Source organism: Candidatus Kryptoniota bacterium, from assembly GCA_036567965.1.
GTDB lineage: Bacteria > Bacteroidota > Ignavibacteria > Kryptoniales > JAKASW01 > JAKASW01.
The window spans coordinates 258,984-280,908 of record DATCTN010000031.1; the positions used below are offsets into that span (position 1 = coordinate 258,984).

The window sequence follows — 21,925 nt, forward strand, 5'->3', positions numbered from 1 at the left end:
GGGGACGCTGGGAATCTATCGTACAATTCTACAATTGACTTGCCCTAAAGCTTCACGACTTTCCCCATGAACAGAATCGCGCCGGAGTTCCGTTCATGGATGAGGAAGAGAAAAGGCCTGTCAACATTCATCGTAACACTCGACGGTTCGGCAATGGTAGCACCAATTCCAACCACCGTCACTGCCGCGGCTTCGGTGCCGGCTTCGTTGACTTTCACGTAAGTGATATGGTCCACGTCGGTGACGTAAAGAGACAATGCCTTGCATATCCGTGAAAGATCCGCTTTCGACGGATCAAACGCGTCAATCATTCCCATGGACTTGAGATCTGCGTTGAGTAACCGATTGTAATTTAATTCGAATCTCGGAAGTGAAATTTCTACCGGGTAAACGGAAAGTCGTGAGCCGATATTTTCGAAATCGGATTGATTGAAAGCGGTAGAGAGCTGCTCGATTGATATACCTGCTTTCGGCAGAATCACGACCATGCTGTACAGAGAATCTCCGTAAGGAAGTTCTACTGCCTGATATTCTTCGTTTTCGCAATACGGAAAGTCGGTTTGAGTGTGCATCAACTCGATCGTGTTCGTATTTCCGTCATCTGAATAGAATGGCGAATTAGTTGTATTCGCTTCGTCGAATTTGTATTTCCAGCTTCCGTTGAAGTAGATAGCATTTATCAGATACATAACTTCATCACGGGGTATAGTGTCCAGCACCTTCGAAATTTTATGGTTTGTCTTTGCATCGACCCAGCTGTTTATAGTGGTCACAGCATCGGGCGAGGCGAAATCAAGTGCGCTCACCTCGGCACTGAAGTATTTATTATTTACGTTCAGAAAATTTGCTTCGACCGGCACGCCTTTCTTGTACCAAATTGAATTCGCAATGTTCATCGTTACTTTAGGATCGAGATTGATCAGGTAATCGGACAAAGTTTCGTAGGAGCTATTTATATCGTCGTCCGAGACACCGTTCCATCCGAGCATCGAATCGATTTGCGATTTCGTGGTTCTGTCCGCGCCGTTGAGAACCATCCCGAGAGCATACGACACGCTGAGCGGGGAAATGAAGACGTTGTTTCCTGTTTCCGCCTTGTTCACGGTATTGAACAGCGAGAAACTGAAATGGTTCGACTGGTTAACATTTTGTTTCTCGAGTGGAGTCAATTCGCGGACGTTGATCTTGCCGCTTCCTGTGGGCGAATTGGAGCAGCCGACAAGCGCACACAACCCAAACAGTGCGACCGACAAAAGAGCAAACGTAGGTTTTCTCATGCCCAACCTCCTTATCCTTCCCCCTAACATTAGATGCAGAATCCTCAAAAGTCAATACAGTTCCGAATTGAGCTGATCGGATACATCCTCAATCGTTCCATAGGAACGTTAAGCGCGGATCGGGATTCTTGTACTCCAAGCGCACCGTTTTTATATTGTTCGAACAACTTCGCCGATGAACAAAGCTTACAAATTCCTTATTTCAATTTGCGCAATTTCAAGTCTGACGATCATCGGGTGCAGTGGATCTTCTCCGAGATTCAGCTCAGGCAACAACGGTACCGTGAGTTCTAAGCCCAGGTTCAGCTATGATGAAACACCTGATGAGTTGAAAGCCGAGAAGGTGGAAGTCAAAACGGAAGATGATCACCCGGTAAGCCTGGATAAAGCAAAGTCGGAAATAAACAAAATCGCCGGGCGACCGGGCAGTGCGAGCAATCTCCAGAGCCTCTTCATGGAAGTGATTCTCTCGTATATGGGAACGCCGTACCATATTGGCGGTACGGATCATTCAGGAATGGACTGCTCGGGATTCTCGATGGTTGTTTTTGACTCGGTGTTTAAGAAGCAGCTTCCTCATTCGGCGCGACAACAGTCCACGTTTGGAGAGTCGGTTTCCCGAGACGATCTCGGAATTGGCGACCTGATTTTCTTCAAAACCACCGGCCCGGTAATAAGCCATGTGGGGATTTATCTTGGAGACGATCTCTTCGCGCACGCGAGTGTCGAGCAGGGTGTGACGATCTCTTCTCTCGAGAGCACTTACTACAAGCGGCGGTATGCCGGTGCGAAAAAAATAATCGGGATGTCCAATGGCCTTTGATAAGCTAGACGAATTCATCCAGTTCCTGAAGAAGAAACAGGAGCTGAAGGTTATCGACGCTAAGGTCGATCCGAAACTTGAAATCACCGAGATTGTGGACAGGGTGGTCAAAGCCGGAGGACCGGCGCTCCTTTTCACGAACGTGAAGGGAAGCCAGATCCCGCTGGCGATTAATCTGTTCGGTACCCGCCGGCGAATGAGCTGGGCGCTCGGCGTGGAAGATCTTGACGAGATTGGGACCCGGTTCGCGAAAATGTTCAACCTCAAGGTTCCCGAATCGCTCCTTGGAAAAGTGGCGATGATGCCGAAGCTTCTTGAACTGGCGAAATTTCCTCCGAAGGTTGTAAGAAAGGCGCCCTGTCAGGATGTGGTCATCGGGGGGAAGGATGTCGATCTTTATAAATTCCCGGTCACTACTTCATGGCCGCAGGACGGAGGCCCATATATCCTTTTCGGACAGGTGGTCACCAAAGACCCTGAAACAGGGACCAGAAACATGGGTCTCTACAGGCTGCAGGTCCTCGACAAGAATACCACAGCGATGCACTGGCAAAGACACAAGGGTGGTGCCGCGCACTTTCGAAAAGCCAAAGAAAAAGGAATGAAGAGGCTTGAGGTCGCGGTTGTCGTCGGGTCCGACCCTGCTACGATGTACGCGACGAGCGCGCCGCTGCCCGAGAGCATAGAGGAATATTTGTTCTCCGGTTTTATCAGGAAAGATCCTGTAGAGCTGGTGAAATGCAAAACCCTCGATCTGGAAGTACCGGCCGAATCCGAGATCGTTCTGGAAGGATATGTCGACACCGAGGAAGATCTCCGGCTCGAAGGCCCGTTCGGCGACCATACGGGATTTTATTCGCTCGCCGATTACTACCCGGCGTTTCATGTCACGACCGTCACCACTCGTGCGAAACCTGTGTACGTCTCCACGATCGTGGGCCAGCCTATTATGGAAGACGACTGGATGGGATTTGCCACTGAAAGAATTTTCCTTCCACTCGCGAAGCTTGTAATCCCGGAGCTCGTCGATTACCACATGCCGTTCGAGGGAATATTCCATAATCTGGTGTTTGCGTCGATAGACAAGCAGTACCCGGGTCAAGCATTCAAAGTAATGAACGGTCTCTGGGGACTCGGACAGATGATGTTCGCAAAAGTGATTGTCGTGGTTGACAAGGATGTGGATGTTCAAAATACCTCCGAAGCATGGTGGTACGCTTTGAACAATATCGATCCGCAGCGCGATGTGATTTTTACGAAAGGACCTGCGGACGTACTCGATCACTCGTCGCAACATTTCAGCTTCGGCACGAAGATGGGAATCGACGGCACGCGGAAGTGGAAAGACGAGGGCATCACCAGACCGTGGCCAGACAAAATCGTAATGTCCGACGAAATAAAGAAACTCGTGGACTCAAGATGGAAAACGTTCGGACTTTGAAAGGGATAAATTGAAGTATTTTAGATTTCGGATCTTATTGTCGTGTGTCTTGTTGACCGTGAGTATCACATCATGTTCAAGGAAGCCCCAGGAGCTTTACGATGACGGGATGAAGTCTTTCGCATCGGGAAAATACGCAGATGCACTGGACGATTTTTCCGATGGCATCAAGAAGGAGGGTAACACGAGTCTTTACGCCGCGTTCATCGCCGCGAATCTCGTGACGGGAAAATATCCGCAGGTTAATACCGCCTATAACGAGTTTTCTGCCGGCATCCGCGGTTATCTTGTGAAACTGTACGGCGAGTCGGGATTGAAGAGGCGGAACATGATCGACATCGTTCCTTATAAGGATGCCGGAGGCAACCAGGTGCCATCCGACTTCCCGAAGACAATAGAACTTCAGGCAGTTGTCGATTATCAGGACTTTCTGGCGGTAAAACAGCAGATCGACAACGTGCTCAAGAAATGAAGTCGTCCATCCGATGCGAACGGAAGGGAAGAGGGATGTACCACGGGGCATTTCTGTTTGGTGCGCTCGTTCAATTCATTTTGCTCTTGTACACTCCTCAATAACTAACTGCTCAGACTACAAACGTCGTCGAATGCCGGATCAATGCAAGGCTTGACTCCAACTCTCACACGATTATTGGAAGTGAAATTCTGAAATGGAAGAAAATTTCGGCGCAGGCGGTTCCTGAATTGTTCTTTCATCTTTTTCCGAACGCGTTCAAGAGCAATCATTCAACCCTTGCTGCCAACTACGATCTCCATTCGTGGAATCGGGGAAGTATAGATCTGTTGCGCTTGACAGACTTAAGATCGGGAGCAAACATCACAGGAAATATTTTGTTCGATTATCCCGGCGACAACTTGGGGGATCTATTTGAAGTTTGCTATCGGTCAGGCTTTTGTGTTGCTAAGGATTTTTTCAAAACTTATCTTTTACGCGGCAGAGGCGGCGTTATATAAAGAGCATCAAATCGAAATAATAACTGCAAAACCAGAAATGCTGGAGTAGTGCGAAGTGATATTGCCGATTCATTTATATGGAACCCACATATGGGGAATTCCGGTCAAGAGAGTGACTAAATTCGACGACAAGCTGGTCGGTTTGATAAGAGATATGTTTGAAACGATGCATAATGCGGATGGGATTGGCCTGGCGGCGACGCAAGTCGGACTTTCAATTTCGATGGCAGTCATCGATATCTCGGTGATGGAGAATTATTCCACCGAGAAGCCTCTCGTCATGATAAACCCGGAGATTCTCGAGGTGAGAGGAGAGCGAAAGATGGAGGAGGGCTGTCTCAGCGTCCCCGGGATTCACGACGAAGTCACGCGCGGGGAAGAAATAAGCGTCCGGTTCACTAATGGCAGTTTTGAACGAGTCGAGACGGATCTATCGGGAATGTGGGCCCGTGTGTTCCAGCACGAATTTGATCACCTGCAGCTGAAGTTCTTCGTTAACAGGCTGTCGAGCGTCAGGAGACAACTCCTTAAACCGAAGTTGTCGAAGATCAAGAGAGGCGATGTTCCGACGAATTATCCCGTCCTGTCCCACCTTGCTGAGAAATCTGCGGTCTAATTCCTCCCCCTCCAGGCTTACATGTTCGTGCTTCGTATCAGCCTGTAGTCTCCGGTGCCGAATTGGTCGAGAAAAATGAATTCGATCTGCGAGTTGTAATAATACCAGTAAAGATATGCCGGTGAGTTGAATCCATTTTCCTGCGTCTGTACATCGTCGGGCGGCCCGTATATGATGTATATCCTTCCCCTATCGCTCTGCCACCCTCTCCCTATGCTGGCGGTGAAATGAGTATTTGCGTAATCCACTCTTCTGTAGAATTCCCTCATCAGCGCGTCAGCAGTGACCTGGTCGCCGTGAGCACGCGCCAGCCAGAACTGTTTGAACTTCCTTTGTCTTTCCGAAAAGGGTCCCTTTCTCAGCGATGCGATAATGTCGCCGTTAGCGATATACTCCAGCGGACCGATGGCTTCATCCATCTCCGAAGGAACCAGCGGCACGTTGCTTCTAGGCACGCGCAGCAAAGTCCGAGATGAACTCTCTTCCCCGTTGGCGACGGCTGTTATCTCGAAATCGTAAGTCGCCGGGGCAAGATCCGTTATTATAAGAGGGAGACTGTATCTCCGAAGACTTGTATCCTGATTGAACCTGTAAGTCGTGTCGATTGAAGTTGGAATCTGAGTAGACCTTGCCACGATGTGAAGTCCCACATCGGCGGGAACGCGCTTGCAAACCACGAAGAACTTCGCGTAGAGTGTATCGAATCTGTTGGTCGCTACTTCGATCGGATTACCGGAAGTATCCGCCTGATCATACAACAAAAGGTCGCTTATGCTGATCTGACTTCTCGAATAGTCTTTGAATGTGTGGATGAACTCCCTGCTGGAAGTCTCGTTTGTATTCAGATCATATAGTCTTAGTTCCATGTAATAAGTGCCGGGACTGAGTTGAACTTCGGAACCGAGAGTGTCGAACAGCGAAGCCGATATCGTTTCCGGATACGACTTGACCGTTATTCTTCTGTCGAAGAATTTCGAGAAGCGATCCACAGTCATTTCTTTGTCGGCATACGCGTTTATTGAAAGCTGGTAATGTGCCGCGAATTCCGAGTCAGATCTTACAAATATTATGTCATCATAGCGGACTCTTGCGTACAAGTCGACCACGGATGAATCGGGTAGAGCGGATGGATGATCTGAGATGAAGAATCCGAAACGTGGGGGGAGCAGCGCTGTCATCATTGCAGGCTGAACCGTTTCTTTCTGGGACGAACAGCCGGCGGCGAGAATTCCACAAAGTGCGAGCTGGAGGAGTTTTCCGGGTGTGCTATTTCTTTTTGTCATTGAATATGTCCGATGCTTCAAGGAGTTTTTCTACGGTTATTATACCTAGCAGCTTGCCGTCACGCTCCACAGGGGCGACACTTATCCGTGCGCTTCGCATTTTGGTGAGAGCCATTGACGCGGTATCCTCCGGTTTAATTCTTGGAAAGTCGATGCGCGCGACCTCACCCACCTTCGCGTCATGCATGTGACGATGCAGGGCTTCGATTACGGCTGTGCGGGTCAGGACACCGACGAACCGTCCGTTGTCCACGACCGGGAAATCGTTCTGGAATGTGTGCATCGATTTATCCACCACTGCTGTAAGAGGTTCATCCGGTAATACAATTTTGAAATCAGTTATCATTAAATCGCCGACGGTGACTTTCTCAAGTGTCGATGAAACAACAGCTGCTTCCGCCTCGGAACTCGCTCCGCTGAATATGAAAATTCCGATCAGTATCAGCCACAGGTTGAAATGGAGCAGGAAGCCGGCCACAATAAAACCTATCGCGAACAACTTGCCGACTTCCGCCGCCAGCCGGGTAGCTTCAAGATAATCTTTCTTTATCGCTACGATGCCGCGAAGAATCCTTCCGCCATCCATCGGGTAAGCGGGAATTATATTGAACAGTCCGAGCATTATGTTCGCCCAAAAGAGGTCGACAATAATATTCCCGCTCTGCAGCGAACTCTCGCTGAACCTGATCGATGGATCGAGGAGTTCGCCAAAAAGGAGTAAAATGCCGGCGATCAAAAAATTCACAATCGGACCTGCAGCGGTTATTCCAATTTCTTTCGCGGGATCGCGCGGTATGTCGGATATCTGTGAGACGCCCCCTATCGGTAGAAGGATTATCGATGTCACGGTGAGATTGTATTTTTTTGCGATGAAGCTGTGCCCAAGTTCATGAAACAGCACACAAATAAAAATGAGTATTCCAAATACCACGCTGTGCAAAGCTGCGTCGCGACCTAGAATGGTCCCCTCGACATACCAAATGAACGCGAACAGAATAAGAAAAGTGTAGTGTACTCTAATCGGGATGCCGAGCAATCTTCCTACAGGAAATGACCACCGCATTTCGCTGATTTTCCTATTATTTACGGTTCATCTTGATTTAAGACAATCTAACCGAAATTCTCGAAGTTTTCCTTCACCGGATGATGCCAAGCAATGAGTTCAGAAGAATATTTCTTCGAAGGTTTATTTAATTCCGATAATTTTCCCTCGACCGAATGTAACAAATCGGATCTCTATTCGTCTAAAATAGTAGCCAGCACTCAAAGAAGGACCTACCTAGAATGCCTCCTTCTACCCGCCCTTGCCCAGGGCGGGTTTCTTTTTTAGGGGGATTTCAAAAAAGCTATCAGATCCCTGACGTATTCTTGTCCCCCTCTCTCCAGAACATCTTTGTGCCCTGCATTAGGAATCGTCAACAAACGCGATCTGCCGTTCAACCCGGAAAGTCTCTGTGAATATTCTTTCTTGATCGTCCTGTCATCTTCGCCGTGAACAATCAAGACAGGAGCCTCCACACTTCCCATATCGCGCGCAGGTGAAACCTCTGAGGCTTTGAAATTCGCGAGCCGTTCCGCTTTTTGAAGCACAAGACGCAGAAGAGTCCGGTTCCTTATTCCAAGATGACGAAATTGTTGGTCGAGAGCGATCGTGAACAAATCGTAGAATGGTGCGACGGCGATAACCTTACCGATCCTTTTATCAATTGCCGCTGTCTGGATTGCGATCGCTGCCCCCATCGAGTTACCGAGAAGAGATATGGTGATACCGGGATCTTCCTGTTTGATGACGTCGATGAGTTTCGCGACATCGTGCTTCTCATAGTAGCCGTACGTGCAAAATCTTCCCTCGCTGTCACCGTGCCGGCGCATATCGATCAGATATACTCTCATGCAGAATTTCGAAAGTTCTTTTGCGTAGTTGAGTCCGCTGACCTTTGAGTCCGTAATTCCGTGAAGATAAATTATCGCTCCTTCAGCGCGACTGCAGTTAGGGTTTTCGACTTTCCAATACGAGAGCTTAAACCCATCGCTCGTCAGAAGAGTCTGGTCGGCATACCTCAATCCTATTTGAGACGGATGACTGAACCCGAATTTCTCGTGGTAGTACTCAGGCTGCCTCTTGTCGGGCATAAGGAGCATTCTAGCCCCGATGCTCCGTATCATTAAAAGAGCACCAATCGCCGCTGCGATTAGTAATATCAGGACGACGATCATTCGGGCGCGATCATGTTTGAATTAGTCATTGGATGATTTTAGATCGATTCGATCAAACAAAAAAGGCCGTCCTTTCGAGCAGGACGGCCGGAGCAACTTAATACGAAAGCGTGATTAGAATTTGTAATCTACGCCGACTGCGAAAATGTAAAATCCAAATCCGACTCTTGCTTGCAGTGCCCAGTTGTCACTGAGGAAATATCTGATTCCGGCGCTGCCACCGAGGGTGAATCCTCCCGCGGTAGGGCTGTACAGTCCTGAAATGCCGCTCCATGACCACGAAGCGATTTCGTAGCCAAGGACCAATCCGAGAAACGGATCCCACTTCTTGTTATCGAGAACGAAGTGGTACATTCCGGACACGCCGAAGTCGATGTATGTCCAGCCTCCCCCAAACCCGCCGAAATCTTCGCTGTAGTGATAGTAATCAAACAATCCGCCTATACCGATAATACCAGGGCCTACTTCTCCTGGATTCGTAATTCCGCGCTCGTAATCGAGGCCAAGTGTGAGCGCACTTCCGACGCCGCTGAGGCCGACATGAACGCCGGCGTAGTTCTTACCATATTCGAACTGCGCACTAGCAGTCGAAGTGAAAAACGCTACCATCATTCCAACCAGTAGCAAAGCGGAAAGTTTACGAAGCATGATTCTCTCCTTTGTTTGGTTTATCTATGTTTAGGCTCGCATGAATAAATGCCGAACAAAGACTGGATGCAGCATCGGCACCCAATTCGGAGGGTGTCATGAGGTGAAAACACCAGTGAACGCTTCATTATTCTGCCGCACTCGATCTAAAGTTAGCTAAATTTTTCCTATTTCCCAGTGAAATGCAAGAACTATTTTCAAGAAAATGTGATGCCGCGCTTATCGTGATACACGGAAGCTATCTCAGAGACTCTTTCCTTTAAAACGTCTCAACTATAAATTTACCTATCAGCTTGAACTATGAAATATATCGGTTCGACCGGATCGATTCGACAAACTCTTACCTAATGGGACTCGGCGAAGAGGGCTTTCCTGAGGGGACGGTCGTTCTCGCGGATGAGCAATCCGGAGGGAAAGGGAGATTCGGCAGGAGATGGGAGTCTGAACCGTTGTCAAACCTTCTCTTCTCGCTTTTGCTCAGGCCTGATTTCCTTGCAAGCGATGAGATCTTTATTCTTACGTTCGCCTCCGCGCTTGCTGTGGGAGGAGCAATCGAATCAATTGCTCAGATCAAACCTGCATACAAATGGCCCAATGACATACTTATAGATTCCAAGAAGACATCGGGAATACTCCTGGAGTCGAGTTTCAACGCGGGAAAGATTTCGTTCGTCGTCGCGGGTATCGGAATAAATGTGAATCAGAAACAATTTCCATCGGAAATCGCCGGCCGCGCGACTTCTATCCTGCTTAGCTCCGGAAAACTGTGTGACAGGGATGAGCTACTGTTCGCGGTGCTTAATAACTTTTCTTCCATTTATGATACTCTCAGGGAAAGGGATTTCTATTCAATCATGAAGAAATGGCGCGAAGGCGCGAACATGATCGGTCGCAAAGTAACTCTGAAGCTCGTGGATAGATCTATCGAAGGAGTTTGCGAGGAAATAAGCGATGACGGCGCGATAATGATCAGTACTCCGGATGGAATCAGAAAATTTACGGCGGGTGAAATCACAATCGGAGGAGGAATACAATAATGCTGTTATGCATCGATGTCGGCAACACTCATACGCAATTTGGCGTGTATGATAGGAAGAAGCTCAAGCATGACTACAGAGTGGCAAGCGAGCTTGTGCGCACTGAAGACGAGTTCGGGATGGTTGTTCTTTCTCTTTTGAATCACCATGGAGTGGGAAGCAAAAAGATCGAGGGCGTCGGCATCTCGTCTGTGGTCCCGAATCTCACCGACATTCTCGTCAGAATGTCGCGCAAATACTTCAAGTGCGAGCCGTTGGTGATTGGGCCGGACCTTGAGCTGGGGATCAGGATTGAATACGACGAACCTAAAGCTGTCGGGAGCGACAGGATATGCGATGCTGTGGCGGGCTACCTGAAATATGGCGGCCCTCTGATAATTCTTGATTTCGGGACTGCGACTACTTACGATGTCGTGTCGGCGGATGGAACGTACCTCGGAGGAGCTATCGCACCAGGCGTCGAAACGGCAGCGGGGGACCTGCAGAGGCGGGCTGCTAAACTTCCCCGGATCGAATTGAGATTTCCCGAAACGGCAATCGGGAAAACCACGGTGGCGAGTATGCAAAGCGGAATCATGTTCGGTGTCGTTGATTCGATGGAAGGCATGGTAAAACGGATAAGAGCTTCGATCGGGAGCCATGCGAAGGTCATCGCTACAGGAGGGTTTGCCAAGATGGTTGCTTCACAATCGTCGATAATCGATAAGATCGAGCCGGCTCTCGTCCTTGAAGGAGTAAGAATAATCTATGAATCGAACTATAAAAAGATCGGAAAGTCAGCGCGCTGACGGTTTGAAAAATTCCGGGTCGAAGTTGAAAGGCCTTGTCATTCGTCGGGCGAAGATGGCCGATCTGGACGCGGTCGTAAAGATGAGCAGAGGTGTCAGCGAGATCGAGAACTACCCGCGACAGAAAATGAAAGTTGAAGACTTCGTCCACTTTGTAAAGCCTTATGGCGCACTTATGCTGGTCGCCGAATCTGAGGGCGAGGTGGTCGGATATATCACGGTCTACAAATCCGAAAATTATTTTTATCTTCCTTACTCCGTGGTCCGAAAGGACTGGCGCCGGAAGGGGGTCGGCGGCGCTCTGCTCAACAAAGTCGAGGAGTTGGCTAAAGAGGAGAAGGTCGAGTATATTTTAATGAGTGCGTACATTTATAACTCGAGCGTGCATACTTTTCTGAAGGCGCATGGCTATACTCCGAGTAAGAAGCTTGTGCAGTATTCAAAGCTAATTACAGGCAAAAGGAAGAGATGAGCGAACTCATAGTGAGCATTTCGGGGCTGCGGGGGGTAGTTGGCGAATCTCTTATACCGGAGACGGTGATAAAGTATGCGAACGCTTTCGCCCGGTTCTCCGGCGGCGGGAAAATTGTTGTCGGGAGAGACGGAAGGTACCACGGCGAAATGCTTGCAGAGATCCTTGCCGGCACTCTTGCGGCTGACGGCTGCAACGTGGTCGACATCGGAATTTGCCCGACGCCGACAGTCCAACTTGCGGCCGAGCATTCGGACGCTGTCGGAGGTGTTGCTGTCACTGCGAGCCACAATCCTGCAGAGTGGAATGGTCTTAAATTCATAAACGGGGACGGTGTTTTCCTCGACGCGGAAGAAAACAAGAGACTCTGGAAATTTGCCGGGGAGAAACCTAAATACGCGGGTTTCAAATCTACGGGGACTATAGAGCACAACGACTTCTTCCTTCGCGACCACGTGCGCAGAGTGCTCGCGATAAAGGCGGTCGATGTGGAAGCGATACGCAAGAGGCATTTCCGCGTGGTAGTGGATTGCGTTAACGCTGCCGGTTCGTTTGTAGTTCCGGAGCTACTCCGTGAGCTCGGATGTATCGTAACCAAACTGAACTGTGATGGCAGCGGCTGGTTTCCCAGGAAGCCGGAACCTATTCCGGAAAACCTGACTGAAGTGATGGCCAGGGTCAGAGGAGAGAAAGCCCACCTCGGAATAGTAGTCGACCCGGATGTCGACCGGCTGGTTCTCATCACTGAAAAAGGTGAGCCCTTCAGTGAGGAGTATACCATAGCCCAGGCGACGAAGTTTGTCTTCGAGAAAGTGCGGGCGGAAGAAAGGATCGCGGTTGTCAATCTTTCGACCACGAGAGCGGTCGATGTGATCGCGGAAAGTCTAGGAGGAAAAGTCCTTCGTTCCCCGGTCGGCGAGATAAACGTCGTGAAGAAAATGAAAAGGGCGGGCGCCGTCGTCGGCGGTGAAGGGAGCGGAGGCGTGATACTCCCGGAGGTCCACTACGGGCGCGACGCGCTTGTGGGAATTGCGTTGACACTCCAGCATCTCCTCGAATTCGGCGGGACTTTATCGGCGCTCAAAGAGTCGCTGCCTCACTTCGAGATCGTGAAAAAGAGAATCGATCTCGGAAAGAAGAAACCGGAAAAGATTATTAAGGCGATCAAGGAGCGATATTCCAGGTTCAAACTCAACACCGAAGACGGATTGAAAATTGACGCGCCGGATTTTTGGATTCATTTGAGGAAGTCAAACACCGAGCCGATTATCAGGGTGATTGCCGAGGCTGCGACAAGAAAGGAAGCGGAGCAGCACGCGGCTGAGGTCGTGAAATTTGTCGAGAAGATTTGATGCCGCGTCTGATCCTTTTAGCTGACGATAATGCCGACAACATCTTGTTGATTAGACGAATACTGCGGCGGTCGGGAATGGAGCTGGAGATCATTGAAACACAGAGCGGCGAGGAAGTTTTGAGGCTGGCCAACGAGAGATCGCCCGAGATGATTCTGCTTGATATGAAAATGCCGGGGATGGACGGCTACGAAACTGCTGCTGCTTTGAAAGCCGGTGCGTCAACGAAGGATATACCTGTAATTGCTGTGACCGCGCAGGCTATGATGGGAGACAGGGAAAAGGCGATGCAGGCTGGATGCAATGAGTATATCACGAAGCCCGTAGACGCTGCCCTACTAGTTGAAACCATGAGAAGATTCCTGGATGAAAGAAAATAAGAGTAAAGGCCTTCTTTCCCTCGGCATTGGCGTGGGTGGTGCATGGGCGTTCTCGATACTGCTGGTGTATGTCGCGCGCGTGAGCCACGCCAGACTTTCCTCCGATCTCCTGATCGATTCTATCGTCATTTCGAACATGATATCTGTGGCGATCTCGTTGTTCGCTTTTACCAGATACATTGTTCTCAAAGAAAGACTGCTGGAGTTTATCGCGTTCGCGTTTCTGGTCGGCGGCTTCGTGAGAATCGCCGGCGTGATTGTGGCGGACCTGGGAGTTTTCGGCGGTGGACAACAAGCTTTCTATTTTCAGCTTGCGACTTGGCAGGGTGGACGATTTCTTCTGGCGCTCATTCTCGCGGTAGGCACACTGCTGGTATGGATATTCCCGAAACAAAAATCGACCCTCTTCGATGTCCTTTCCGGTGTCGGGATCGCGGCCGCCCTTGTCTTCGTCGTGCTCCTGTTCTCACACTACAGCAAACTTGGCGGCGGGGAATTTTCACCGGGAAACTTGAGACCGCTCACGCTTCTTGCCTCAGCTCTGTTCCTTATATCCTTCGTCGGTGAGTGCAGAAACTATCTTCAGTACCGAACGCTGTTCAATTACACGATCAGTATTACACTCTTCCTGTTGACTCTTGCAGGGATCGTCGGATCCTTTTCTACGGATATCACCGACACCGCTTCCGCCGCGCACGTTGGACTGTCTATCCTCGCCTATGCGGTAGGAGCTGTCGGAAGCCTCGTCGACGTAGGGCAGATCTTCACTGAGTACGTGCGCAATTCCGTCCGGCTCAAGGCGGCAAATCAGGAGCTTTTGAAATACCAGATCTACCTTGAAAAAGTCCCCGATCCGGTCAGGATAATTGACGAGGCCGGTGTCACGGTCTATGTGAATCCCGCATTCGAGAAAGACTTTGGCTATCCCCTCGAAGATATAAAGGGCAAGCTGATATTCGACTTATACGATCCAGCCGAGCGCCAGAAAGTTGAAGAATACGGGCGGCTTGTCGACGCCGGCATCCGCAGTGAATTTGAACTCGTTGTAATTACCAGGGCTGGCCAAAAGCTCGAAACACTTTTGAATTCCACTTCGATAATTATCGAAGGGAAGAGAATCGGAAGGATCACCGTCTTCCGCGACATCACTCGACGAAAACAGCTGGAGCATCATAACCAGGTACTCAGCGCTGCGGTCGAGAATACCGACGAGGCAATCGCACTGACCAATTCTGACGGCCAGGTCACGTACCTGAACACAGCGGCAGAAAGACTCTTCGGCTATTCGCTCGAAGAGCTTCCGTCCCGCAGCTTGTGGGCGATCGTTTCACCGACTTACGGCTTTGACCGGGCTAAAGATATATACGTCCAAACGATCCGGAACGGGAGCTGGAAAGGCGAAGTACTCAACCGAAGGAAAGACGGGTCTGAATATTATATCTCGCTTAACACAAGTTCCATCAAGGACTCCGAAGGAAATATCATAGCTCTCGTCGGCATATGCGAGGACATTACGGATAAGAAGTGGACGGAGAGGAAGAAAGAGGCGGCATATAGAATTACACAGCTTGCTCTGTCAAGCGGGAAAGTTGATGTGCTGGCACGGTCCTCAGGCGAGCTCTTTGCGGAGATACTCGGCTCGCCATTTGTGATTCTCTATTCCTACGATGAAGATAATGTGTTGCTTGAACTCGCCGCGCAGTTTGATATTCAAGGCAGGAAGCCGAGTATCCCGGTCATTCAGGAATTGGAGCTGGAACCGGAAAGCGATGCTGCCCGGGCGGCAAAAACATGCAAGACCGTCATTTCCAGGTCGCCTGAAGAAGGGGGAGTCGCTGAGGGTGAGGCCGAGTCCTACTTCCGCGACGCGAAGGGCTTTATCAGCGTGCCTCTCGTAAGCTCCGGCGAACTTATCGGCGTGATGCAATACGTTACGATGACGTCTGCCGGCGGAATAAGATATGAGATCGAGCTGGCGGAAGTGGCGGCCGCTGAACTTGCGGCGGGGATTCAGAGACTCAAACTCGGTGGTAAAGTCGCCGAGCAGGCCGACCAGCTGGAGAAAATTTTCGCCGGTGCCGCCGAGGGAATCGCGCTTGTCGATCGGGAAGGGAGGATCCTTCTCATCAACGGCGGTGGCAAAGAAATCCTGGCTATAAATGAAGTCCCGGATGTCGTGTTTGGAAAATATGAAGACACCTTCGGGATCAGGAAACTGGATGCGTCACCACTGAAAGACGAGGAGAACCCGATTAAGCTCGCCGCTGTTGACGGCCAAAATGTCAGGAGCTTCGAGTTCATCGTGGTCCGGCATGGAGCGGAAAGCGTACTTTCACTCAGCGCGTCGCCGCTCCTGGATGCCACAGGTAATATCACGGGTGCGGTGGCGATCTTCAGTAATATCACGGAACGCAAGCGCGCGGAAGAGCGGATCGCCTACCAGGCTATGCTTCTCAAAGAAGTGAACGACGCGATTATAGCGTCGGACCAAAAAGGCAAAATCACATCGTGGAATCCGGCCGCAGAGAGATTGTACGGCTGGAAGTCCGAAGAGGTGATCGGGTTAAACTCCGACAAGGTAACACAGTCGGACATCACGGGCCAAACGCGCGAGATGGTGGATGCCGAGTTGCTTAAGAGCGGACTGTGGCGCGGTGAGGGAGTGAACTATTCGAAGGACGGCAAGAGGCTCTACGTGGGTTCGTCGATAGCGCAGGTCAGAGACTCAGCGGGCAATCCGACAGGAAGCGTATCGATCAACAGAGACATAACGGAACAGAAACAAAATGAGCTTGCGATAAAGAAACAGAACCGGCGGCTCTCGGTTATCAACCGGACAGCGCTTGCGGTGAAGGACGCCCTGGACGTTCTCGAAATCTTCAACAAAAGTCTCGCGCGTCTCCTTGAATTCGAGGATGTCTCTGCCGCTGCCGTATACCTCATGCGCGAAGATGCCAGCGCGCTCGAACTTGTTGCGTCTCTCGGCTTCAGCCGTTCGCTTGAAAAGGATCCGGGAATCAAGAGCCTTTCTTCCGGAGACGACCTATTCCAGCGACTCGTCAGTCAGAACGACGCCGAAGTCTATGCCGATATCGCTTCAGAATCCGCACCGCTCTTCAAGGTGATGTCGAATGAGATGGTGTCGTCTGCCGTTCTGGTGCCGATCATGGGCACCCGCAAGGCGCACGGGCTGCTGGTCGCGGCAACAAAGGAACGTTCGACTTTTTCGCAGAGTGATAAGGAATTTTTTATGATGATCGCGCGAGTAGTCGGCGGCGCGGTGGAAAACGCAATCCTGTATTCAGACATTTTGGAAAAATCCGGCGAACTCGAAGATTCGAACGAGCAGCTGCGCATTTCCAAAATCTGGGTCGAAGAGGCGAACGCGCAGCTCGTACAGGCAAACCAGCAGCTTGAAGAGGCGAGCAGGCTGAAGAGCCAGTTCCTCGCAAATATGAGCCACGAGCTTCGTACCCCCTTGAATTCGATAATCGGATTCACGAATCTCATCCTGACAGACGATCTGCAGCCGCCTACAGGCGAACAGAAAGAAGGACTGGAAATAGTCCTCAGAAACGCAAAGAACCTGCTGGCACTCATTAATGACATCCTCGACCTTTCGAAAATTGAAGCGGGACGAATTACAATTACGCCGGAGGAATTCAATATCGACGCGATCGTCAACGATGCACTTACTACAGTGGAACCTCTTGTCGGCGAGAAGCCGGTCAAACTTCTGAGCGAGATAGATGAAAGTGTGACACCGATTTTCTCCGACTCTGCAAGGATAAAGCAGATCGTTCTCAATCTTCTCAGCAATGCGGCGAAATTTACGGATCAGGGACACATAAAAGTGGTGGTCAAACTTCTCGGCGGTAATATCATTTCGCTAGCAGTGGAGGATACCGGCACCGGAATACCGCCGGCGTTTCTTGAGGTAGTGTTCGAGGAATTCAGACAAGTCGACGGCTCGAACACGAGGAAACACGGGGGCACAGGCCTTGGTCTGGCAATTTCCAGGAAACTCTCCCGGCTTCTGGGCGGTGACCTGACGGTTCAAAGCGAGGTCGGAAAGGGATCGACTTTCACTCTCACTGTCCCGGTGACATACAAAGCTCAGGAGAAGACGGCGCCGGAGAAGAAAGTTGAGGTAACGCCGACTCCGAGCGCCCGCACACAGGGAAACAACCTGGTAGTTTGCGTGGACGACGACACGGAAGTTCTCCTGCTCCTGAAGAACCACCTCGTTGCCGAAGGATTCGAATTTTTCGGAGTTAATGATTCAAGGAAAGCGATCGACGTCATCAGACAATACAGGCCGGTACTGGTAACACTCGACATTATGATGCCGAACAAAGATGGATGGCAAATTCTGCAGGAGCTGAAATCTGATCAGGACCTGAAAGAGATACCGGTGGTTATTCACACCGTAGTGGATAACAAGGCGCTTGCTGTGTCGCTCGGCGCCGAATCGTATCTTGTTAAACCAGTGGAACCCGCGAAGATCATATCTCTCGTCAGGAGCTATACCGGTACATCCGGCGGAGAGATACTTGTTGTCGACGACAACGAGGACTTCACTCAGTTCCTCGGAAGCCTTCTTGAAAAGAGCAGCTTCACTATCAATACAGCCCGAAACGGCATCGAGGCTATTAATTTTCTTCACAAGAAAATCCCCTCCCTCGTTTTCCTTGACCTCCTGATGCCGGAGATGGACGGATTCGAGGTAGTCCGCCAGATGTCTGAAGACGAGAAGTTGAGGGAGGTTCCGATTGTAGTCCTCACCGCCAAGGAGGTCACGCAGGAGGAGCGGGCACTTCTTACTTCGAAGATCAAGGATATTGTCCAGAAAGAAGGACTGACCCGCGAGATAATATTGCGGGAGGTAAACAAATTCATTCAAAGGAAGAAATGGAAGAACGGCAAAAAGTCCTAGCGGTAGATGACGCGCCGGACAATCTGGTCCTTCTCGATAAACTCTTGAAGAGACAGGGCTTTGAGGTTTCATGTGCCTCGAGCGGAAAGGAATGTCTGGCGAAAAGCTCGAAGGATCATCCCGATCTTATCATACTTGATGTCGCAATGCCGGAAATGAACGGGTTCGAAACGCTCAAACATCTCAGGGAAAACGAATTAACCAAGGACATTGCCGTAATCATCCTCACTGCTAATTCGAAGGACGCGAAAAGCATCGAGGAGGGTTTTTCCCTCGGCGCCGATGAATACCTGACGAAACCGATCGACCAGGATGAATTAATTGCCAGGGTCCGCTCGATCCTCCGCGTCGTGAAGGCCGAGCACGAGATCGAACAACTGAAAGCGGATTTTCAATCGATGCTGGTACACGACTTGCGCAGCCCGCTTTCTGTTATCATAGGTGTGCTGGAGCTCGGTGTGAACGGAGAGTTCGATCAGAACCCGCCCGAGATGAAGGAGTTCCTGAAATCGGCTCTGGAAACGTCCCAGAAAATGCTGGGGTTGATAAATGACATTCTCGACGTGGCAAAACTTGAGGCGGGCAAACTTCAGCTTAACAAGCAGCCGAATGACTTCAATGCATCGGTATCCTCGGCAGTCGCGCGGCTGAAAATACTTGCGCGTGACAAAACCGTCAACCTTAAAGTTGAGCAGGATCATTCGATCCCGATGTGCGAATTCGACAGCGGGAAGATCGACCAGGTGGTTACGAACCTGGTGAGCAACGCGATAAAGTTCACTCCGAAAGACGGGAGCGTCATCGTCAGGACCTACGTAAAACATTTTGAAGATGAGATACCGGAGTTAAAAGGCGATTACGCCGCCCTTGATGTCGAGGACAGCGGCGTCGGAATTTCGGCCGAAGAAATTCCTATGATATTCGACAGGTATCGGCAGGCCAAGAGTGCGGCCAGCAGCGGCAAGAAAGGGACAGGGCTTGGGTTGACGATCGTTAAGCGAGTTACTGAAGCCCATGGCGGGAAGGTTTTTGTCGAATCCACATTGGGAAAAGGGACAAAGTTTACGGTCGTCATCCCGGTAGGACAGATTTAACCGCCAAAAATTATCGGAAGTCGGAATAATCAGGAGGGTCAGAAGAAGGTGACTGTGTGATGGATGTGTGGTCGCTCCTTGGCTTGTCCATGGTACCGGGTGTGGGTGCAGCACGACTCCGCATACTTGTAAGCCATTTTGGCGACCCCAAGTCTGTGCTCGCCGCGAGCGAAAGAGAACTTACGGCTGTTGAAGGAATCGACAGGAGCGTCGCGAGGAAGATACTCTCGAACAGGAACTTCGACAATGAGGTCCAACTGCAGCTTTCCAGGCTCAACAAGGCTGAGGCGAGGTTAGTCACTTTCTGGGACAAGGAGTATCCTGAGAATCTTAAGAGAATCTACGATCCTCCCGTGATGCTTTTCGTACGCGGCACCCTCTCCGCGGCGGACAGGTATTCGATCGCAATCGTGGGAACGAGGAATCCCACGACATACGGAAAGCATGCCGCGGAAAAATTCTCCGCGGACCTTGCGGAACAGGGGATCACCATCGTCTCGGGTCTCGCGCGCGGCATCGATACAATCGCTCATAGTACCGCCGTCCGATCGGGAGGAAGAACGATCGCGGTCCTTGGCAGTGGAGTCGATGTGATCTATCCCGGCGAGAACAAGAAACTCGCCGAGCAGATGATGATGCACGGTGCCGTGATATCCGAGTACTATATGGGTTCGAAACCTGATGCGGTCAACTTTCCGAAGAGGAACAGGATCATAAGCGGGATTTCACTCGGGTCGATCCTGATCGAAACAGATGTCGACGGCGGTGCAATGATCACTGCCGGCACAGCGCTGGATCAGAACCGTGAGGTCTTCGCAGTTCCAGGCAACATATTTGAAAAAAAGAGCAGAGGAACGAATAAACTCATCAGGGAAAGCAAGGCGAAGCTGGTAGAAAGCGTTGCGGATGTCGTGGAGGAGCTGCGGTATAAATTGAAGCCTATTCTCCGGGAACAACCGAAGGTCGCTTCGAAAATTCAGCTGTCTCTTTTTGAGCAAAAGATATTCGACCTTCTCACAGATGAAGGCCAGCAGATCGATGCATTATCGGAGAAGAGCGGGATTTCGACTTCAGATTTACTCGTTCAGCTGCTCGGACTGGAGCTGAAGGGAGTTGTGAAACAACTTCCGGGGAAATATTTTGTAAAAATATTATGACTTGCGATATAACGACTGGAGCAAATTAAAAATGATTATCGTTACAGGAGGTGCGGGTTTCATCGGGAGCGGCATTGTCTGGAAGCTGAACCAGCTCGGTGAGGAGAAAATAATTGTAGTTGATCATCTCGGGACGACGGAAAAATGGAAGAACCTTAGCCCGCTCAGTTTTTCGGATTACCTGGAGAAGGATGCTTTTGAAGCGAAGATTCGCACCGGGTCCGCGAACGAGTTCGGAAAAATTGACGGTATCGTCCATATGGGTGCGTGTTCGGCTACCACGGAGGTGGACGCTTCCTATCTTGCCAGGAATAATTTCGAGTACAGTAAGCTTGTTGCACAATTTGCGCTGAAGAAAAAGGCAAGGCTGGTATATGCATCGAGCGCCGCGACGTACGGTGACGGAAGCAATGGCTTCAAGGACGACGAGAAGAACCTTGCCGCGTTGCGGCCTCTCAATATGTACGGATACTCAAAACAGATGTTCGATGTCTGGTGTCGGAAGAAAGGTCTCTTGAATCGTTTTGCCGGAGTCAAATTCTTCAATGTCTACGGTCCAAACGAGTTTCACAAAGGAGACATGAGGTCGGTGGTTCTAAAGGCGTTCGAACAGATTCGTGTAGCAGGGCATATGAGTCTGTTTAAGTCTTACCGCAGCGATTATGCCGACGGGGAGCAGCTCCGCGATTTCATTTATGTGAAGGATGCGGTAGACATGACGCTGCATTTGCTTGAGAAGCGGACCGCCTCGGGCATCTTCAACGTCGGGAGCGGCAAACCGAACTCGTGGAACAACCTCGCGCGTGCGATATTCTCCGCGCTGCGTATCGATCCCGAAATCCGCTACATCGAGATGCCGGAGAAGATGAGAAACAAATATCAGTACTACACTTGTGCTGATATCTCTAAGCTGCGAAAGTCCGGATACAAGAAACCGATTACGCCATTTGCGGATTCGGTAGTTGAATATATTAGGGAGTACCTCCTTCAGGGGAAAAGATTGGGCGAGTAGGGGCAGTACGACAAGACCGGCCAACTAACCCTCTCCGCAGTATCGCTGGCCCCTCCGAAAATTCATGCGTTTTACATGCTCAGGGACTTGACAATTCCAGATTCGAGGCATATTTTAAGTTCGTTGAAGTTATCGTTTAAGTTATCGGTCAAGTGAGGCGAGGCTGAGAAATTTGGTACTGCTGGATGATTCCGTAATTCGTTGTCAGGGAAAGGGTTGGCTGTTATCACACGATTTAGGGTCGGTGCCAATGCGCCGGACGGAATATGTTCCCCTGAAACTGACCTCGGCTCTGCTGCTTATGTCAATTGGCGGCAGGTGTGCCGCAACTCTGATCTGCTGTTCGATTCGCCGCGATCTCCGACGGCAAATGAATAAACCTATAAGCTGACGACTTCAACTGTCCGGTTCTGTTTGCCG

The 21,925-nt window shown here is 50.3% G+C and carries 18 protein-coding genes; 13 read left to right on the forward strand and 5 right to left on the reverse strand.

Features of this window, described 5'->3' with window-relative positions; translation table 11 throughout:
- Nucleotides 1–44: 44 nt before the first annotated feature.
- Nucleotides 45–1,277, reverse strand: a complete 1,233-nt coding sequence (locus VIS48_15900; GenBank protein ID HEY9167638.1) for a serpin family protein — start codon at nt 1,275–1,277, stop codon at nt 45–47.
- A 175-nt stretch (nt 1,278–1,452) separates the two neighbouring features.
- Between VIS48_15900 and VIS48_15905 the strand changes: the two genes are divergently transcribed.
- From VIS48_15905 to def, 4 genes are all read left to right on the forward strand, one after another.
- Nucleotides 1,453–2,100: an NlpC/P60 family protein gene (locus VIS48_15905; protein ID HEY9167639.1), complete on the forward strand. Its 648-nt coding sequence runs from the start codon at nt 1,453–1,455 to the stop codon at nt 2,098–2,100.
- Complete coding sequence (locus VIS48_15910; GenBank protein HEY9167640.1) at nt 2,090–3,541, forward strand: menaquinone biosynthesis decarboxylase; 1,452 nt, start codon at nt 2,090–2,092, stop codon at nt 3,539–3,541. The genes VIS48_15905 and VIS48_15910 overlap by 11 nt, the downstream gene beginning before the upstream one ends.
- Nucleotides 3,542–3,650: 109 nt before the next feature.
- Nucleotides 3,651–4,013, forward strand: a complete 363-nt coding sequence (locus tag VIS48_15915) for a hypothetical protein (GenBank protein HEY9167641.1) — start codon at nt 3,651–3,653, stop codon at nt 4,011–4,013.
- Nucleotides 4,014–4,568: 555 nt separating this feature from the next.
- Nucleotides 4,569–5,129: a peptide deformylase gene (def, locus tag VIS48_15920; GenBank protein ID HEY9167642.1), complete on the forward strand. Its 561-nt coding sequence runs from the start codon at nt 4,569–4,571 to the stop codon at nt 5,127–5,129.
- A 17-nt stretch (nt 5,130–5,146) separates the two neighbouring features.
- On the opposite strand, the gene VIS48_15925 is transcribed toward def, so the two are convergent.
- From VIS48_15925 to VIS48_15940, 4 genes are all read right to left on the reverse strand, one after another.
- The gene (locus VIS48_15925; protein HEY9167643.1) at nt 5,147–6,412 is read right to left on the reverse strand and encodes a GWxTD domain-containing protein; all 1,266 of its coding nucleotides are present in this window, start codon (nt 6,410–6,412) and stop codon (nt 5,147–5,149) included.
- The gene (locus VIS48_15930; protein ID HEY9167644.1) at nt 6,396–7,475 is read right to left on the reverse strand and encodes a site-2 protease family protein; all 1,080 of its coding nucleotides are present in this window, start codon (nt 7,473–7,475) and stop codon (nt 6,396–6,398) included. The genes VIS48_15925 and VIS48_15930 overlap by 17 nt, the downstream gene beginning before the upstream one ends.
- Before the next feature lie 263 nt (nt 7,476–7,738).
- A complete protein-coding gene (locus tag VIS48_15935; protein HEY9167645.1) occupies nt 7,739–8,578 on the reverse strand; it encodes an alpha/beta fold hydrolase in 840 nt (279 codons plus the stop codon).
- A gap of 165 nt (nt 8,579–8,743) precedes the next feature.
- Nucleotides 8,744–9,277 carry a hypothetical protein gene (locus VIS48_15940; protein HEY9167646.1) on the reverse strand — a complete coding sequence of 178 codons (534 nt, stop codon included), beginning with the start codon at nt 9,275–9,277 and terminating at the stop codon, nt 8,744–8,746.
- Between the two features lie 293 nt (nt 9,278–9,570).
- Between VIS48_15940 and VIS48_15945 the strand changes: the two genes are divergently transcribed.
- The 9 genes from VIS48_15945 to rfaD are packed head-to-tail and all read left to right on the forward strand — an operon-like array spanning nt 9,571 to nt 21,505.
- Nucleotides 9,571–10,314 carry a biotin--[acetyl-CoA-carboxylase] ligase gene (locus VIS48_15945; GenBank protein ID HEY9167647.1) on the forward strand — a complete coding sequence of 248 codons (744 nt, stop codon included), beginning with the start codon at nt 9,571–9,573 and terminating at the stop codon, nt 10,312–10,314.
- Nucleotides 10,314–11,102, forward strand: a complete 789-nt coding sequence (locus VIS48_15950; protein HEY9167648.1) for a type III pantothenate kinase — start codon at nt 10,314–10,316, stop codon at nt 11,100–11,102. The genes VIS48_15945 and VIS48_15950 overlap by 1 nt, the downstream gene beginning before the upstream one ends.
- Nucleotides 11,062–11,574, forward strand: a complete 513-nt coding sequence (locus VIS48_15955; protein HEY9167649.1) for a GNAT family N-acetyltransferase — start codon at nt 11,062–11,064, stop codon at nt 11,572–11,574. Before VIS48_15950 ends, VIS48_15955 begins: the two co-directional genes overlap by 41 nt.
- Nucleotides 11,571–12,926, forward strand: coding sequence for a phosphoglucosamine mutase (glmM, locus tag VIS48_15960; protein ID HEY9167650.1), 1,356 nt, complete (start codon nt 11,571–11,573; stop codon nt 12,924–12,926). Before VIS48_15955 ends, glmM begins: the two co-directional genes overlap by 4 nt.
- Entirely contained in the window at nt 12,926–13,306 is a 381-nt protein-coding gene (locus tag VIS48_15965) for a response regulator (protein ID HEY9167651.1), read from the forward strand. Before glmM ends, VIS48_15965 begins: the two co-directional genes overlap by 1 nt.
- Entirely contained in the window at nt 13,293–18,242 is a 4,950-nt protein-coding gene (locus VIS48_15970) for a PAS domain S-box protein (protein HEY9167652.1), read from the forward strand. Before VIS48_15965 ends, VIS48_15970 begins: the two co-directional genes overlap by 14 nt.
- Nucleotides 18,218–19,336 carry a hybrid sensor histidine kinase/response regulator gene (locus VIS48_15975; protein HEY9167653.1) on the forward strand — a complete coding sequence of 373 codons (1,119 nt, stop codon included), beginning with the start codon at nt 18,218–18,220 and terminating at the stop codon, nt 19,334–19,336. The genes VIS48_15970 and VIS48_15975 overlap by 25 nt, the downstream gene beginning before the upstream one ends.
- Nucleotides 19,337–19,395: 59 nt before the next feature.
- Nucleotides 19,396–20,493 (forward strand): DNA-processing protein DprA, encoded by a 1,098-nt coding sequence (gene dprA, locus VIS48_15980; GenBank protein ID HEY9167654.1) that lies wholly within the window; start codon nt 19,396–19,398, stop codon nt 20,491–20,493.
- A gap of 31 nt (nt 20,494–20,524) precedes the next feature.
- Nucleotides 20,525–21,505 carry an ADP-glyceromanno-heptose 6-epimerase gene (gene rfaD, locus VIS48_15985; protein HEY9167655.1) on the forward strand — a complete coding sequence of 327 codons (981 nt, stop codon included), beginning with the start codon at nt 20,525–20,527 and terminating at the stop codon, nt 21,503–21,505.
- Nucleotides 21,506–21,925 lie beyond the last annotated feature (420 nt).

Bases quoted from the DNA above. Each gene is read 5' to 3' on its own strand.
- VIS48_15900 (HEY9167638.1), bottom strand. From the start codon at position 1,277: ATGAGAAAACCTACGTTTGCTCTTTTGTCGGTCGCACTGTTTGGGTTG.
- VIS48_15905 (HEY9167639.1), top strand. From the start codon at position 1,453: ATGAACAAAGCTTACAAATTCCTTATTTCAATTTGCGCAATTTCAAGT.
- VIS48_15910 (HEY9167640.1), top strand. From the start codon at position 2,090: ATGGCCTTTGATAAGCTAGACGAATTCATCCAGTTCCTGAAGAAGAAA.
- VIS48_15915 (HEY9167641.1), top strand. From the start codon at position 3,651: ATGAAGTCTTTCGCATCGGGAAAATACGCAGATGCACTGGACGATTTT.
- VIS48_15925 (HEY9167643.1), bottom strand. From the start codon at position 6,412: ATGACAAAAAGAAATAGCACACCCGGAAAACTCCTCCAGCTCGCACTT.
- VIS48_15930 (HEY9167644.1), bottom strand. From the start codon at position 7,475: ATGCGGTGGTCATTTCCTGTAGGAAGATTGCTCGGCATCCCGATTAGA.
- VIS48_15935 (HEY9167645.1), bottom strand. From the start codon at position 8,578: ATGATACGGAGCATCGGGGCTAGAATGCTCCTTATGCCCGACAAGAGG.
- VIS48_15940 (HEY9167646.1), bottom strand. From the start codon at position 9,277: ATGCTTCGTAAACTTTCCGCTTTGCTACTGGTTGGAATGATGGTAGCG.
- VIS48_15950 (HEY9167648.1), top strand. From the start codon at position 10,314: ATGCTGTTATGCATCGATGTCGGCAACACTCATACGCAATTTGGCGTG.
- VIS48_15955 (HEY9167649.1), top strand. From the start codon at position 11,062: ATGAATCGAACTATAAAAAGATCGGAAAGTCAGCGCGCTGACGGTTTG.
- glmM (HEY9167650.1), top strand. From the start codon at position 11,571: ATGAGCGAACTCATAGTGAGCATTTCGGGGCTGCGGGGGGTAGTTGGC.
- VIS48_15965 (HEY9167651.1), top strand. From the start codon at position 12,926: ATGCCGCGTCTGATCCTTTTAGCTGACGATAATGCCGACAACATCTTG.
- VIS48_15970 (HEY9167652.1), top strand. From the start codon at position 13,293: ATGAAAGAAAATAAGAGTAAAGGCCTTCTTTCCCTCGGCATTGGCGTG.
- VIS48_15975 (HEY9167653.1), top strand. From the start codon at position 18,218: ATGGAAGAACGGCAAAAAGTCCTAGCGGTAGATGACGCGCCGGACAAT.
- dprA (HEY9167654.1), top strand. From the start codon at position 19,396: ATGGATGTGTGGTCGCTCCTTGGCTTGTCCATGGTACCGGGTGTGGGT.
- rfaD (HEY9167655.1), top strand. From the start codon at position 20,525: ATGATTATCGTTACAGGAGGTGCGGGTTTCATCGGGAGCGGCATTGTC.